At 42.8% G+C, this 14958-nt stretch carries 15 protein-coding genes and 2 riboswitches; of the genes, 6 read left to right on the plus strand and 9 right to left on the minus strand.

The window, feature by feature from the left end; translation table 11 throughout:
- Positions 1-437: 437 nt before the first annotated feature.
- Positions 438-539, plus strand: a riboswitch (TPP riboswitch).
- A 100-nt stretch (positions 540-639) separates the two neighbouring features.
- On the plus strand, positions 640-1218 hold the full coding sequence (thiT, locus tag CJU60_RS12615) for an energy-coupled thiamine transporter ThiT (protein ID WP_044158874.1): 579 nt from the start codon (positions 640-642) through the stop codon (positions 1216-1218).
- A gap of 40 nt (positions 1219-1258) precedes the next feature.
- Here thiT and CJU60_RS12620 read toward each other — a convergent pair whose 3' ends face one another.
- The 3 genes from CJU60_RS12620 to CJU60_RS12630 are packed head-to-tail and all read right to left on the minus strand — an operon-like array spanning position 1259 to position 3901.
- Positions 1259-1783, minus strand: coding sequence for a GNAT family N-acetyltransferase (locus CJU60_RS12620; RefSeq protein ID WP_095713942.1), 525 nt, complete (start codon positions 1781-1783; stop codon positions 1259-1261).
- A gap of 45 nt (positions 1784-1828) precedes the next feature.
- Positions 1829-3358: a flotillin lipid rafts scaffold protein FloT gene (gene floT, locus CJU60_RS12625; RefSeq protein WP_095713943.1), complete on the minus strand. Its 1530-nt coding sequence runs from the start codon at positions 3356-3358 to the stop codon at positions 1829-1831.
- 18 nt (positions 3359-3376) lie between these two features.
- Positions 3377-3901 carry an NfeD family membrane protein gene (locus CJU60_RS12630; protein WP_024122612.1) on the minus strand — a complete coding sequence of 175 codons (525 nt, stop codon included), beginning with the start codon at positions 3899-3901 and terminating at the stop codon, positions 3377-3379.
- A 167-nt stretch (positions 3902-4068) separates the two neighbouring features.
- Here CJU60_RS12630 and CJU60_RS12635 point away from each other — a divergent pair, with 167 nt between their 5' ends.
- Positions 4069-4557, plus strand: a complete 489-nt coding sequence (locus CJU60_RS12635) for a DinB family protein (RefSeq protein WP_095713944.1) — start codon at positions 4069-4071, stop codon at positions 4555-4557.
- A 5-nt stretch (positions 4558-4562) separates the two neighbouring features.
- On the opposite strand, the gene CJU60_RS12640 is transcribed toward CJU60_RS12635, so the two are convergent.
- From CJU60_RS12640 to betB, 3 genes are all read right to left on the minus strand, one after another.
- Positions 4563-5141 (minus strand): MOSC domain-containing protein, encoded by a 579-nt coding sequence (locus tag CJU60_RS12640; RefSeq protein ID WP_024122614.1) that lies wholly within the window; start codon positions 5139-5141, stop codon positions 4563-4565.
- Between the two features lie 89 nt (positions 5142-5230).
- Positions 5231-6439 (minus strand): choline dehydrogenase, encoded by a 1209-nt coding sequence (gbsB, locus tag CJU60_RS12645; RefSeq protein WP_095713945.1) that lies wholly within the window; start codon positions 6437-6439, stop codon positions 5231-5233.
- Between the two features lie 16 nt (positions 6440-6455).
- Positions 6456-7928 (minus strand): betaine-aldehyde dehydrogenase, encoded by a 1473-nt coding sequence (gene betB / locus CJU60_RS12650; RefSeq protein ID WP_095713946.1) that lies wholly within the window; start codon positions 7926-7928, stop codon positions 6456-6458.
- Positions 7929-8127: 199 nt separating this feature from the next.
- Here betB and cudC point away from each other — a divergent pair, with 199 nt between their 5' ends.
- From cudC to ktrB, 4 genes are all read left to right on the plus strand, one after another.
- Positions 8128-8670 carry a transcriptional regulator GbsR gene (gene cudC / locus CJU60_RS12655; RefSeq protein ID WP_095713947.1) on the plus strand — a complete coding sequence of 181 codons (543 nt, stop codon included), beginning with the start codon at positions 8128-8130 and terminating at the stop codon, positions 8668-8670.
- Between the two features lie 207 nt (positions 8671-8877).
- Positions 8878-9423, plus strand: coding sequence for a biofilm surface layer hydrophobin BslA (gene bslA / locus CJU60_RS12660; RefSeq protein WP_024122618.1), 546 nt, complete (start codon positions 8878-8880; stop codon positions 9421-9423).
- Positions 9424-9581: 158 nt separating this feature from the next.
- Positions 9582-9731, plus strand: a riboswitch (cyclic di-AMP (ydaO/yuaA leader).
- 71 nt (positions 9732-9802) lie between these two features.
- Entirely contained in the window at positions 9803-10471 is a 669-nt protein-coding gene (gene ktrA / locus CJU60_RS12665) for a potassium uptake protein KtrA (protein WP_024122619.1), read from the plus strand.
- A 6-nt stretch (positions 10472-10477) separates the two neighbouring features.
- On the plus strand, positions 10478-11815 hold the full coding sequence (ktrB, locus tag CJU60_RS12670) for a Ktr system potassium transporter KtrB (RefSeq protein WP_095713948.1): 1338 nt from the start codon (positions 10478-10480) through the stop codon (positions 11813-11815).
- 34 nt (positions 11816-11849) lie between these two features.
- Here ktrB and CJU60_RS12675 read toward each other — a convergent pair whose 3' ends face one another.
- The 3 genes from CJU60_RS12675 to CJU60_RS12685 all read right to left on the minus strand — a co-directional run bounded on the left by CJU60_RS12675 (position 11850) and on the right by CJU60_RS12685 (position 14782).
- Positions 11850-12113 carry a YiaA/YiaB family inner membrane protein gene (locus tag CJU60_RS12675; RefSeq protein WP_024122620.1) on the minus strand — a complete coding sequence of 88 codons (264 nt, stop codon included), beginning with the start codon at positions 12111-12113 and terminating at the stop codon, positions 11850-11852.
- 107 nt (positions 12114-12220) lie between these two features.
- Positions 12221-13069 (minus strand): glucosaminidase domain-containing protein, encoded by an 849-nt coding sequence (locus tag CJU60_RS12680; RefSeq protein ID WP_095713949.1) that lies wholly within the window; start codon positions 13067-13069, stop codon positions 12221-12223.
- A gap of 150 nt (positions 13070-13219) precedes the next feature.
- Positions 13220-14782 carry an MFS transporter gene (locus CJU60_RS12685; RefSeq protein ID WP_095713950.1) on the minus strand — a complete coding sequence of 521 codons (1563 nt, stop codon included), beginning with the start codon at positions 14780-14782 and terminating at the stop codon, positions 13220-13222.
- Positions 14783-14958 lie beyond the last annotated feature (176 nt).

The raw sequence follows: 14958 nt of genomic DNA on the forward strand, positions 1-14958 counted from the left end.
CAACATCTGCGTGATCTACATCGTGCAGACCTCAGTTTGACTGACTACGCACATTGCTGTGCGATTTATAATAAAACTTGAATTAACAGGTACGTTTTGTCTTGTTTAGTTTTCAAAGATCATCACCGCTCTCAATGAAGCAGCTTTACTAATATAACACTCAGCTTCTTAATTGTCAACAACTTTTTTAAAAGTTGTTTAAAGCTTCTTGTTTTGTCTGCTGTTCATCAGCGACGTTTAATAATATAACACCTATAATTATTTATTGCAATAGTTTTTTAAAAAAATCTATAAAACAATAAAACTGTAATCATCTTTATTCTATCTAACTTGTAATGCTTTATAAAACATTTATCTATTAAAGAACATTTACTACAGGCAATGTCATCTTGTTGTTTTAACCTTTTTCTTGTATAGTAGAAACGAACTAAATATCCGATGACCACAAGGGGAGCATAAAAGCTGAGAGTGAGCGGTTTCGTTCTGACCCTTTGAACCTGTTAGTTAACGCTGGCGTAGGGATGTGGCAAAGTCAAATGAATTGCAGATTGTAAAGCAGTGCGTGGAACTTTCCTCATCCTTCCGCGTGCTGCTTTTTTGTTGTCCTTTTGGATTGTCTATCGATGGAAGGGGATTTTTATGGCTCAATCAAGACAACTGGTACGTCTTATTGAAATTGCAATCATGACTGCTGCTGCTGTCATTTTAGACATCGTTTCCGGAATGTTCCTCCGTATGCCTCAAGGAGGGTCGGTATCCATCATGATGATTCCGATTTTTTTGATTTCTTTTCGCTGGGGAGTTAAAGCGGGGCTTACAACCGGTCTATTGACAGGTCTCGTTCAAATTGCGATCGGAAATCTATTTCTTCAGCACCCTGTTCAGCTGTTGCTTGATTACATTGCAGCGTTCGCTGCTGTCGGCATAAGCGGCTTTTTCGCTTCCGCTGTCCGCAAATCCGCCTTATCAAAAGCAAAAGGGAAATTGATCGTATCAATTATTTGCGCAGTTTTTATCGGAAGTTTTCTGCGTTATGCTGCACACGTGATTTCAGGGGCTGTATTTTTCGGCAGCTTTGCACCAAAAGGAACGCCGGTATGGATTTACTCATTAACTTATAATGCTACTTATATGGTTCCGTCATTCATCATCTGTGCGATTGTCCTTTGTTTATTGTTCATGACAGCTCCGCGCTTGCTGAAAACTGAAAAAGCTTAATCTAACAACCCCCAGCGGCCGTTCCGCTGGGGGTTGTTTTTTATCTTCCGTTAAGCAGATTTTTTAATGAAGCAAGATCCGGCCAGCCGAATCCTATTTCTTTCATGCTTTCTCCTGCGATTTCAAAACTATCCTCGGCTGCTCTTTCAGGTGAAAACGAATGATAAAAATTAATCGAAGGATTCTCTTCTACGACCCAAACAAACATGCTCGTAAAGCCATGATCAAGCAAAAAATCTGTTCCCTTTGTCAAAAGCGCTCTGCCTGCACCTTGCCGCTGTTTTTCTTCTAAAAGGTAAATGGCATACAACTCTCCGTCATAGCCGCTCTGCTCTGCACGAATTGGACCAAAAGATGCAAATTCGAATACCGAGCCTTTTTCATCTTCTGCCACAAAAACCCCCTTTAATGAACGGCTTTTCCATTTGTCTTGAAAATCCTTGTAGTTCAAACCATTTAAGTATTCAGCGGAGACAATGCCGCTGTATGTTGTCACCCAGCTGTCAACATGCACTTTTGCGATGGCCTTTATATCATCTAGTCGTGCTTCTCTTATAGTCACCATTCATTCTCTAATCCTTTCCACAATGGTTATTCAGATCCACAATGGTTATTCAGATTTTTGAACAGGTTTTGTTTCTTTTAATTCATTTGTCAGTTCGTTGATGCTCTGTTTGATATTGCCTTTTCCTGAAAAGTTCTCAATCATTTCTTTTACGTCGATTCCCGAAGACGCTTTTAAGCTTTCTTGCAGACTGGACATTAAATTTGTCGCATAGCTTGTGACTTTGTTGGCGCCGCTTGAATCACCGTTTCCTCCTGTATCAACAACGGTGATCTTATCAATATTTGAAAGCGGTGCTGATACCTGTTTCGCGTATTCTGGAAGCATTTTGACAATCATATCGAAAATCGCAGCCTGACCGTACTGCTCAAAGGCAACGGCAATTTTTTCTTTCGCTTCCGCTTCCGCAAGACCTTTTAAGCGAATAACCTCGGCCTCTGTCTCACCTTTTGCTTTTTCAGCTTCTGCTTTTGCAAGGCCGTCAATTCTGACCCTTTCAGCTTCAGCCTTCGCCATCGCTTCTATGCTGTATTTCTTGGCATCGGCTTGGGCTAGCTGTTTGGCTTTTTCAGCAGCGGCAGATTGCTCAACTGAATAGCGGTCTGCATCGGCTTTTTTCTTCACTTCAGAATCATACTGGCGTTCACGGCGGAGAATTTCTTTTTCTTCTAATTCAATTTGTTTTTGGCGTTCTATAATCTTGACCTGCATTTCCTGCTCAGTCACCTGCTGGCGTGCTTTGGCTGTTTCCAAATCGTATGCCTGGTCAGCGTTGGCTTTTGCTGTATCTTGATCTCGCCGGTATTCAGCCATTTTAAGCTGATTGATTTTTTCAGCTTCGGCAATTTCCGTCGCTCGTTCAAGCTCTGATTTTTTGGCTTCTTTATCGGCTTCCGCCCTCTTAATTCTTGTTTCTTTATCGGCCTCTGCGGTTGCAATGTCAGCATCACGTTTAACCTGCGCAATTCTCGGTTTACCTAGTGATTCAAGATAGCCGTTTTTATCACGGACATCTTTAATGGTAAAGGAGACAATCACAAGACCCATCTTCGCAAGATCCTGTGAAGCGACACGCTGCACTTCTTGAGAGAATTTTTCGCGGTTTTTATAAATTTCTTCTACTGTCATAGACCCGAGAATGGAACGGAGGTGGCCTTCCAGTACCTCACGGGCCTCCTGCTCACGGTCTTCTTTTGACTTTCCTAAAAATTGTTCGGCTGCTGTGGCGATTTCTCCAATAGAGCCGCCGATTTTAATAATTGCAGTTCCGTCTGCCATTACAGGCACACCTTGCTCGGTATACACTTCAGGTGTCGATACATCGAGTTTGCTTGATAACAGACTTAGCGGCTCAGCCTGCTGAAAAACCGGAAGAACAAAGGTTCCTCCTCCGCGAACAATCTTCAGGCGGTTGCCTCCCTCATCAACGTGAACATTTTTATTTCCAAGATAACTTCCTGTAACAATTAACGCTTCATCAGGCCCTGCCGTACGATATTTTGTAATAAATACCGCTATAAGTGCGATGAGTAAAAAGAATACAACTGCGATGACGATGATAATCGGCATTGTCATATGACATTCCTCCTTGTTTTATAAAGGTTCATGCGGAGTAACTGAAAGAACTCCGTTTTTGACATCCACAACTAAGACGACTGTTCCGTAACTGATCTGTTCATTTTCAAAGCTGATCGCTGATTTTGAAATCGTACCGCCTATCCCTTCAATCAGTACTTCTCCAAATCCATCAACCGGAACAGCGGTTATGACTTTTCCGAGTCTGCCTCTAAGATCATCTTCCCGATAAGTCAATGATTCTTCTGCCGATGATAAAGGGACAAGCACAAATAAATGGAGCAATATCACCAGCAGCACTGAAAGAAGACAGGATAATAGAGCAATAATCAGGCTGGAGAGGGGGAAAACTGTTTCACCTATATATCCAGATGCAGAGAAAAATGTGAAAAATGAGAGCACCAATGTCGGGTGTAATAACGGAATAGCTTCGGACAGCCCTTCAAACACATCTCCGAAAAATAAAAATAGCAGCGTGAGGCTTCCGGCTATGATAAGGGTGTAAAGGTAAATCGTTTGAACAGGAATACCGTATAACTCCAATTTTCTCATCCTTTCTAAGCTGCTACTTTAACCGACGGCCATCGTTACCTTTTATACGAGACACACAAGGAAAGGTTTCAAAATGTTTCGATAAATGTTCCCGACACAGTGCTTTATACATGATAAATGCCCTTATATATGGTAATGTTTTTTCAGGAGGAGATATGATGAGTATCTTTAATGAAGCCAGATTAGAAACATGGAATGAAGTAAAAGGACTTTCCGATGAAAAGCTGAATCAGAAGCCTTCTTCTAATGAATGGAGTATACGGGAAGTTCTTGATCATTTGAAGAAAATTGATATGATCGCCCAAAACATGCTGAAAGAACGAGTAAAGGAAGCGCCTGTTAAGGAAATTGGGGAAAAACCGCTTACGGCCGCACAGGATAGAAGCAATAAACGGAAAGCGCCGGCCCATCTTGAACCGGATCATGATTTTATTTCAGGCAGCCAAATGAAACGGGAGCTTGATGTTGTAAGGGAGCAGCTGACAGCTGTTATTGCCTCTCTTAAAGAAGAAGATTTTGAGAGAGTATTGCCGCATCCCTTGTTTCAAGAGCTGACCGTCAGACAATGGATCGAATTTATCGGCCATCACGAAAAACGCCACCTCAGCCAGATCAAAGAAATTAAAGAGAAAATAGAAAGAGTCTGATTTATTCAGACTCTTTCTGCTTTTTGTTTGATGTTCCGCTGGTATGAATAAACGATTATTTCGTCACCCGCATACACGGCACCGGGTCTCTCGACAATACATACAATGCCCCTTATCCCCAACGCATGGCGGACAAAAGCCGGTGCAAGCTTTGGCTTGTCCGGATAATAAGACTGGATGACTTCACCCGGCTGGATACACGGATCATTTTCTCCCTCACACAGTAAAGCGGCGCCGCTCGGAAATATAAGCCGGCTTCCTTCTTTTAATGTTGTGAAATCAGGTATACCGCTAATTGCAACATTTGCACCGAGCCATTCGGGAAAAATACTCGGGACTCCCATTTTCAAAGCAATTTCGTCACATTCTTCTGTTGAAACAATTGAAATTTGTCTGCGGTTAAAAATTTCTGTTCCTCTTGAAAACATTGGCTCTCGGGCCCCAGCTTTTTTTGTCAGGCCGAAATGTAAGTCGCCGGGAATGCCGCCATAATCAAAATCGAGCTTGTCCATTTGTTTTGTTACAAAGCTTTCTGTATCTGCAACATATAAGCCTTCCGTTTTTGCGGTCATGCGTTTCCACATAAGCTTGCACCGTCCTTCATCTCTAGGATTGTCACTTATGTTCAATTATCCAAAAAAATCCCGCTCTGTAAAGGAGCGGGATCATCGCATTATACAGTTTTTGGCGTAAGATTAAAGCAGCGTTTGTAGATCCAGTTATATGCTTTCTCATTTAAATCTCTAGGATTTCCGAAGGTTTGCGGATCTTTCATTGCTTCTTTTGACAAGCGCTCGATCATGTCCGGCGATACCCCTTGTTCTTCTAAAGTCGGTACTTCTAACTCTTTCACAAGATCGTACATCCAGTTGACAGATGCTTTTGCAGCTTCTTCTGTTGTCATATTGCTTGTATCAATGCCGAACGCTTTTGCGATACGGGCAAATTTCTCCGGATAGCCCTTCCAGTTGTATTCCATAACAGGGCCCATCATTGCCGCTACACATTGACCGTGAGCAACCGGGATGATACCGCCGAGTGTTTGGCTCATGGCGTGAGCAGCACCCGCTGATTCACTGCCGTAAGAAAGACCGGCAAGCATAGCAGCTTGCGCCATTCCGTATCTGGCTTCGAGATCTTCTCCGTCAGCAAATGCTCTCTTAATGTAGTGAGCGGCATATTCAATCGCCATCAACGCCACTGCGTCTGTAATCGGCTGCGCAAATTTCATTGTGTAGCACTCAATGGCGTGAGCGAGAGCATCAATCCCCGTCATTGCTGTTACGTGCGGCGGCATTGAGACGTGAAGCTCTGGGTCAATCACAGTCAAATGCGCAGCAATCAGCGGACCGCCTGTGTTAAATTTGAATTCTCTTTCTTCATCTGTAATAACCGCCCATTGCGTCACCTCTGAGCCTGTTCCAGCCGTTGTCGGAATTGTCGTAAGCGGAGGAATGCGGTTCTCCAGCGGTTTCTTTCCTTCGGCTGCTTCATAATCAAGTACGCTTCCCTCGTGAGTCGCTTCTACCCCGATGGCCTTCGCTGTATCCATGGAGCTTCCGCCTCCGACTGCCACCAAGCCGTTGCAGTTCTCTTTTTTGTAAAGCTCAGAACCTTCATTTACAAGCCGTACAGGAGGGTTTGGCTCAACTTTATTAAAGAGCACCACTTCAATGCCTGCCCCTTTTAATGACTCGATGACAGGATCTGCGACGCCGGCTTTATAAATTCCAGGGTCTGTAACAAGCAATGCTTTTGAAACACCCAGTCCAGCTACTTCTTTTCCTACATGGTTGACGGCGCCAATTCCGTGCTTAATCACAGTCGGAATTTCAAATGTGTGAAATTTATGCATGCTTTCTACTTTCATATTTAATGTCATAATCAATCTCCCCTTCTTATGAATTGAACCAATTAACCGCTGCCGGTTTTGTGTTGCGATAGACATGTTTGACTTCTGTGTACTCTTCAAGCCCTATTTTTCCAAGTTCCCGTCCGAACCCGGATTGCTTATAGCCGCCCCATGGCGCCTGCGCAAAGTACGGATGGAAATCGTTAATCCAAACCGTTCCCATTCTCAAACGGGCTGCTACACGTTCACACTTTTCAATATCTTTCGACCATACAGCTCCGGCCAATCCGTAAATCGTATCATTCGCTAGTGAGATTACTTCTTCCTCAGAACTGAATGTTTCGACTGTTAATACTGGCCCAAATACTTCTTCCTGAACAATTCTCATGTCAGATTTACAGTTTGAGAAAATGGTAGGTTCATAGAAAAAACCGTTTTGAAGTGCTGGATCTTCCGGACGTTTGCCGCCAGTCTCCAGTTTTGCACCTTCTTCCAGTCCGATCTCTACATATTTTTCAACCTTTGCTCTATGCTCCGCGGAGATAAGCGGACCGCTTTCTGTCTCTTCGTGAAAACCGTTTCCGAGTTTAATGCGTTTCGCCCGCTTGACAAGCTCTGCTAAAAATCGGTCATGAATATCTTCTTCTACAAGCAATCGGGACCCGGCGGAGCATACTTGGCCGGCGTGGAAAAATACGGCGTTTAGCGCCTGATCAACCGCGACTTCCAGGTCTGCGTCTTTGAAGACGATATTTGGATTTTTCCCTCCAAGCTCAAGCGCAATTTTTTTAACGTTGCCGCTTGCCGCCCGCATGATTTTTTTGCCTGTTTCAATTCCGCCTGTAAACGAAATCAAGTCAACGTCTTTGTTTACAGCAAGCTCGTCACCCACTGTGGCGCCCGGTCCCAACACAAGGTTTGCGACACCTTTTGGAACCCCGGCTTCCTCCATCAGCTTAAAGACTTTCATTGTCGTCAGCGGTGTGATTTCACTCGGCTTCATGACAATTGTATTGCCTGCCGCTAAAGCCGGGGCGATTTTCCAGCTTGCTTGCAGAAGCGGATAATTCCACGGCGTGATTTGTCCGCATACGCCAATTGGCTCTCTGATGATTTTGCTTTCTGAGTCAGGGATTGGAGATGAGATGATCTCTCCTCCATCTTTATCTGCCAGACCAGCATAATACTGAAAAACATTGGCGATATCGTCCATATCGGCTTTGCTTTCCTCAAGTGTTTTTCCCGTATCAAGGGATTCGAGCTCGGCCAGCTCGTCTAGATCGCGTCTGATTAATTCCGCAATTTTCAGAACTATTTTTCCGCGTTCAAGCCCTGAAAGAGAAGGCCACTCTCCTGCATCAAAAGCTCTTCGTGCAGCAGCGATTGCTTTAACGGCATCCTCACGTCCGCCCTCGCTAACTGTTGCAATTTCTTCTTGATTAAATGGATTAATAATACTGCGGACCTGCCCTTTTTCGGCACTGATCCATTCACCGTCAATGTATAATGTTTGACTCATCTAAGTCCTCCTTGACGAAAATAAAGTTTGTTAAATAAAAATTTAATGTTTTTAACAACCTTAATCTAACATATGGTTTTTAAACTGTCAAAGCCCTAATTGTGATTTTCATTTTGACTTTTCTCTAGGTTTCGTTAAGATAAAGAACATAAAGAAATGACTTAACAAATTTAATTTTCTAAAGGAAAAGAGGGTCAGTATGGATGAAAATCCAGAATTTGCAGCTATAGAACAGGCACGGGATCTTGTTATTGACTCCATTGCTGAAACAATGGATCTTTACGGAATTACCCGAAGTGTCGGGATATTATATGGAACGATGTACATGCGGGACGAGATGACGCTTGACGAAATGCGGGAGGAGCTGCAAATGAGCAAGCCCAGCATGAGCACAGGTGTCAAAAAGCTTCAGGATTTAAATGTCGTGAAAAAGACATTTCACCGAGGCATCCGTAAGCACACATTTGTAGCCGAAAAAGATTTCTTTAAATTTTTCACAAATTTCTTTCCGCCAAAATGGGAACGGGAAGTTCAGGTGAATGTAGCAGCAATTGAGGAGGCTCAGGCTGATTTACAAGAGGTATTGCATAAGGATGAGCTCAGTGAGGAATTGAAAAATGAAGCGCAGCGTTTATACGAGCAGCTGGAAAGTTCCAAAGCCTACTACGATTGGCTGAAACGTCTCGCTGAATCGGTGCAGAGCGGAGAGATTTTTAAATTTATACCAATTGAAACAAAATAATCGAAAAACGTCTGGAAAACCGGACGTTTTTTTGTTTTTTCACTATATTTACTACAAATTTGAAAAATACGGGAAAAACACCCCATTTACTTCCATTTTATTTGATGGTAATTTTATGTAGGTAAAATTTGTATTTGGCCTTTAAGAGGAGGTGGAAAGCAGAGGCAGGCCTTTAATCTTTATCACTTATTAGGGGGAATTTTTGTTATGAAACGCAAGTTAATATCTTCTTTGGCCATCAGTGTATTAAGTCTCGGTTTACTCGTTTCTGCACCTTCAGCTTCTTTTGCAGCTGAATCTAAGTCATCTTCTGCTCATACTGAGTCTACGATGAGAGCTCAATCAACAGCTTCATTGTTTGCAACAATTACAGGAGCGAGCAAAACAGAATGGTCTTTCTCTGATATCGAATTGACATACCGTCCAAACACGCTTCTCAGCCTTGGCGTGATGGAATTTACATTGCCAAGCGGATTTACAGCAAATACAAAAGATACGATGAACGGAAATGCATTGCGCGAAACACAGATCCTCAATAACGGGAAAACAGTAAGAGTACCTCTGGCTCTTGATTTATTAGGCGCTGGTGAATTCAAGTTAAAACTGAATAACAAAACGCTTCCTGCCGCTGGTACATATACTTTCCGTGCAGAGAACAAATCACTGAGCATCGGAAATAAATTTTACGCGGAAGCCAGCATCGAAGTGGCTAAGCGCAGCACACCTCCGACTCAGCCATGCGGCTGTAAATAATCACAGAGGGCCGGCTTAACGCCGGTCTTTTTTACGTTTTTTGACTCCTTTTCCTCTCCCTTTTCCCTCTATTTCCAGTTACCTTTTCACTTGTATTAAATTTAAATTGACAAACACTAGAAACAGGAGTAAATTCTTGAGTGTTCAATTTCATAAAGTCTCTTTTACCGCTTAATCAAACACGAACGGGGAAACCAATGATTGGCTGTTTCACAAAACGGCCTTGGGGTGAATCTTACTTAGTAAGAAGGGGTACTCTGAATCCCTAATCCGACAGCTAACCTCGTAGGCGTATACAGAGAGGAGGTCTATTTTGACCATTCTTTGTAATGGTCTTTTTTACTTCAAAACGCTAATTTTATTAAGGGAGTCTTGAACATTGGGAAGAATAAAAAACAAGCAATTTGCAGTCATCGGGCTTGGACGGTTCGGCGGAAGCATTTGCAAAGAGCTGCACAGAATGGGCCATGAGGTCCTTGCCATTGATATTAACGAAGAAAAGGTCAATGCCTTCGCTTCCTACGCAACCCATGCGGTCATTGCCAATGCCACTGAAGAAAACGAATTGCTTTCACTGGGAATTCGTAATTTTGAATATGTCGTCGTGGCTATAGGGGCGAATATTCAAGCGAGCACACTGACCACTTTGCTATTGAAAGAGCTTCACATTCCAAATATTTGGGTGAAAGCTCAAAATTATTATCACCATAAGGTTCTGGAAAAAATCGGCGCCGACCGCATTATTCATCCGGAAAAGGATATGGGCGTCAAAATCGCACAAAGTCTCTCTGATGAAAATGTCTTGAATTATATCGACTTATCTGATGATTACAGCATTGTTGAGCTGCTGGCAACACGAAAACTGAATTCCAAATCCATTCATGATCTGAATGTTAGAGCAAAGTACGGATGTACCATCCTGGCAATTAAACATAATGGAGATGTTCGCCTTTCTCCTGCACCGGAAGAGGTGATTTACGAACAAGACTGCCTGGTGATGATGGGTCACAAAAAGGATATTAAACGCTTCGAAAACGAAGGGATGTAGACAAAGGTGGGACTTCATAAGGAAACTGTAATCAAGTGGGTTCGTTTTTCTCCCCCGCAAGTGCTCGCGATTGGTTTTTTTCTTACTATTATTATTGGCTCTCTTTTGTTAAAGCTCCCGATTTCTACTGCGAAGCCGTTGTCATGGATAGATGCCCTTTTTACAGCGGCTTCTGCTACAACTGTTACCGGGCTTGCAGTTGTTGACACTGGGACAGAATTTACGATGTTCGGGCAAACTGTCATCATGGGTCTGATTCAAGTCGGCGGGCTTGGCTTTATGACATTTGCTGTTCTGATCGTCATGATTTTAGGAAAAAAAATCGGATTGAAAGAACGAATGCTGGTCCGGGAAGCCTTAAACCAGCCGACAATCGGCGGCGTGATAGGCCTTGTCAAAGTCCTGTTTCTATTTTCAATCAGTATCGAATTGATCGCCGCCCTGATCTTATCCATCCGGCTTGTGCCCCAGTATGGCTGGGCATCCGGATTGTTTGCCAGCGTGTTTCATGCAATATCGGCTTTTAACAATGCCGGTTTTTCTTTATGGCCGGATAATTTAATGAGCTACGTTGGTGATCCTGCAGTCAATCTTGTCATTACTATCTTATTTATCACAGGGGGCATCGGGTTTACGGTGCTATTTGACATCCTGAAAAATCGGCGTTTCAAAGCCTTTTCATTACATACAAAACTGATGCTAGCGGGAACGTTCGTTTTGAATATTGCTGCCACACTGATTATTTTTATTTTAGAGTACAGCAACCCCGGCACGCTTGGTTCCTTGCATTTGCCAGATAAACTGTGGGCTTCGTATTTTCAGGCAGTGACGCCGAGAACCGCGGGCTTCAACTCTGTGGATTTTGGCAGCATGAGAGAAGGCACCATTGTATTTGTCCTGCTGTTGATGTTTATCGGAGCGGGCAGCGCTTCAACGGCGAGCGGTATTAAGCTGACTACTTTTCTTGTGATTTTGATGTCTGTTATCGCTTATTTAAGAGGGCATAAAGAAACTGTTATTTTCCGCCGGACCATAAAATATCCGATCATTATTAAGGCCTTAGCAGTCAGTGTTATCAGTTTGTTCATCGTCTTTATAGGGATTTTCGCCTTGACCATTACAGAAGAAGCGCCGTTTATACAGGTTGTTTTTGAAACTTTTTCAGCTTTCGGAACGGTCGGACTGACAATGGGGCTGACACCCGAACTGACAACAGCGGGGAAATGTATCATTATTGCGATTATGTTCATCGGAAGAATTGGACCGTTGACGTTTGTTTTTTCATTTGCTAAAACAGAAAAATCAAATATTCGTTACCCTGACGGTGAGGTGTTTACTGGGTAATGTAAAAAATCCGGCATATTACATGCCGGATTTTTTATGATTCAATATGAGATTGACTTTGTCTTTTTTCCTGCTCCGCGATGATATCATTATCTTCTGCGTTATCACGCGTCACTTTTTGTGTAAGGATCGCGCCGACCGCTACAAGGATCATCACTGCAATGTAGTAGCCTTTTTCATTGAGTTCGAGATTATCAGCGTTATAGAGTCCGATACAAAACAAAAATACTCCCGCAAAAAAAGTGAAATAAGCTAATACAGTAAAGGCAACCGTGTTTCTCCGTCTATATTTCTGCACCTTTGTTCCCTCCTGAAGCATAGTTATTAAGTGATAACTTCCGTGGAATATTATACCTCAAATTCCCCTGAATGGAACAAAAAAATAAAAATACCAGGAAAAACGGCTCAGATTGCTTCCTTTATTTCAACAGCTGAGTCATCAATCCAGCCGACCAGTTTATTATTGACTTGGAATTGGTACCATACGGACTGGCCTTTCTGTTTTTTAGATACAACCTTTATATCCTTGCCAACGTAAGATTGCGCAGAGGTCAGCTTAATGGATTGATCATCAGTAGAAGGCTTAGACCATACATCTTGAACGGCGCTGTCTTTGATGGAGCCTTTTAAATCCACAGCTTTCAGAGATGGATTCACCTCATCGTATTCATCTAAATCGTACTTTTCCACAATGGCGCTGATTTTGTCAGCATATTCCGGGTCTGTGGCATAGCCTGATGTTTGAAGAGCGCCTGCTGCTTCTTTATAATCCTCAGCTTCAAGCACCGGCTTATACTTCTTTTTATTCCACGATGTGCCTTGGACAAATAATTTGGCGTGATCATCCATTGATTCAAAAAACGTGCTGTATTTGCGGAATTTCGCGCGAATCGTTTTTCTTTTTCCTTTTTCAAATTCATCTGTATCCATGGTGACGTGATGTCCTTTATAATTTCCTTTTACGCCAAACAGGTTGTTGGCTTTAGAGGCAAGCTCGCTGTTTCCCCAGTCAGATTCGAGTATGGCCTGAGCTATCGTTATGCTGGGAAGGACATGATATTTTTCATATAAAATTTGAGCATGTCCGGAAAGGCTGTCAATAAATACTTGCTGTTCATCAATTTCTTCAGGTTCTTTGGATGTTTCAATTGGCTTTGAAAGAGTTGTCGCTAAAACAAACAAGGCTAGCGGAATCGATACAACGAAAAATAGAGAGATGAAGAGTCTACGTTTTTTCAGTTTTTTACGGGCCATGAAAACCTTCCTTCGATTTAAAAGATTACGAGTGTAAAAGAATCTACCTTTAAGAATTTTACTTGTACTTCTAATATTTTTCAATTCTTTAGGGATAAAGTTTGAGAGAGAACACACAAAAAGCCTTTCCCATCAAGGGAAAGGCAGTGATCATGTATCTATTTTTGTAAGACTGTGCTGTTTAAAATGTCTGAGCGCATCACGATATTCTTGATCATGTATGACTTTATGAGATTTTACGGCAGCCTTTGTCAGTCCATGTGCAGAAACAGCCGGTTTTTCCGGAGCGGATTTTCCTTTATCATGAGGCTTATGAGCCAGCTTGTGCCCCATTCCGGTGGCGTTCATACAAAACGATAAACAAACGAGCAGCACGCTCAGGATAAAAGAAATCAAAAACAGATCATGATAGGCAGTCATCATAGCATCCTGCATCGATCCGTTTTGTCTGGCAGCATCCTTTTTCGTGAAATAGCCGATCAGGATAGGCACACCCATATAGACAAACAATCTTAAAAACTGAACAGCTGTCATTCTTTTGACCAGATCAGGAAGCGGGCCGCCCATAGCGGCTCCCATTAGTCCTGCTGCGACCGTCAGGCCGGTTCCTGCTGCCAGCATGATGAACAGCGCCGCAAACACATAGAGAGACGATTGATATTGCATATGAAGCCATTGAAAATTCACAAAAACGAGAATGAGAGAACCTATAATCCCCAGCATCCCTGGTCCGACTTTATCATATAACAGAGCACTCGCAATAGCTGCGATGGCCACTCCAATCAATAGAGTCATGTTTAAAAGAATGAGATGATCTCGGGATATATCATACATTTGACGAAGCAAGCCTTGAAAAGCTGCCAGACTGACAGCTACCGTAATCGTTCCTGCCGCTATGATAAATAAACCGAGCACAGGTTTAGGCAGCAGCATCTGTTTAATAGAGATGAAAGGGTTTTTCACCTTATATTCTACAAATAACAGAATGAGGAGCAAACATAAAGCAACCCCAAAACCAGCCCGTACATAACCTGATGAAAAGCCCCATTTTTGCAGAAAAATGAATGTAAACGCTGAGGCTGCGGCCACGCATACAGATAAAATGATCCCTGCTCTGTCGAGTGATGACTGTTCCTTTTCTGATCCCCCATGATGCTCATCATAGAGAAAGAAATAACTCACTGCGACGCCGATCAAAGACAATGTGCCAAAGGTAAAAAACAGCCATCTCCAGTGGCCGTAGCTCAACGCGATCGTTCCTAAAATCGAACCGATAATAACAGAGCCATAGAACCCGCCGATAAGCACCAGTAGTGCGTAATTCCGCCGGTCAATCGGAAATGACAGGACTAGCATCGGAATCATAATCATCAGCATGACACCTGTAGCCGCTCCCTGTAAAAAGCGTCCTGCCGCCATCCAGGCAATATCGCTTGAAAATGCGAAGAGCAGTGAGCCAAGTATAAAAACGGGTAATGAAGCCAGATAGATCGGACGGGCACCGAATTTTTTCCTTAGCAGCGGTCCTGCCGGAACTAATAAAGCGAAGGCCATATTGCCGATCAATATTGGATTTACTGATGTGAAGTCACTTGTTCCAACCGTCTTCTGAACAAGGCCTTGAACTGACGACAATGCCGTGTTAGACATCAATCCCGGCCCGACCGCTAAAACAGCGAGCAAAGAAATCACCCAATAGTGTTTTGTCTTCATGTTGTCATTCCTTCCTATATGAATACATACGAAACACATCATTTTTTGAAAACAAAAGAAGCTAATAGATTTTGCATGCCATTAGCTTTCATTCGGATTCTCTCCCCATCATGGGAAATGATATTATTTTATGATAATATGTGAAAAAATGAGCATATACTCAAACATTATTCCAA

Origin of the sequence: Bacillus sp. 7705b (genome assembly GCF_002289525.1) — a bacterium.
In the GTDB taxonomy this organism is placed as follows: domain Bacteria; phylum Bacillota; class Bacilli; order Bacillales; family Bacillaceae; genus Bacillus; species Bacillus halotolerans.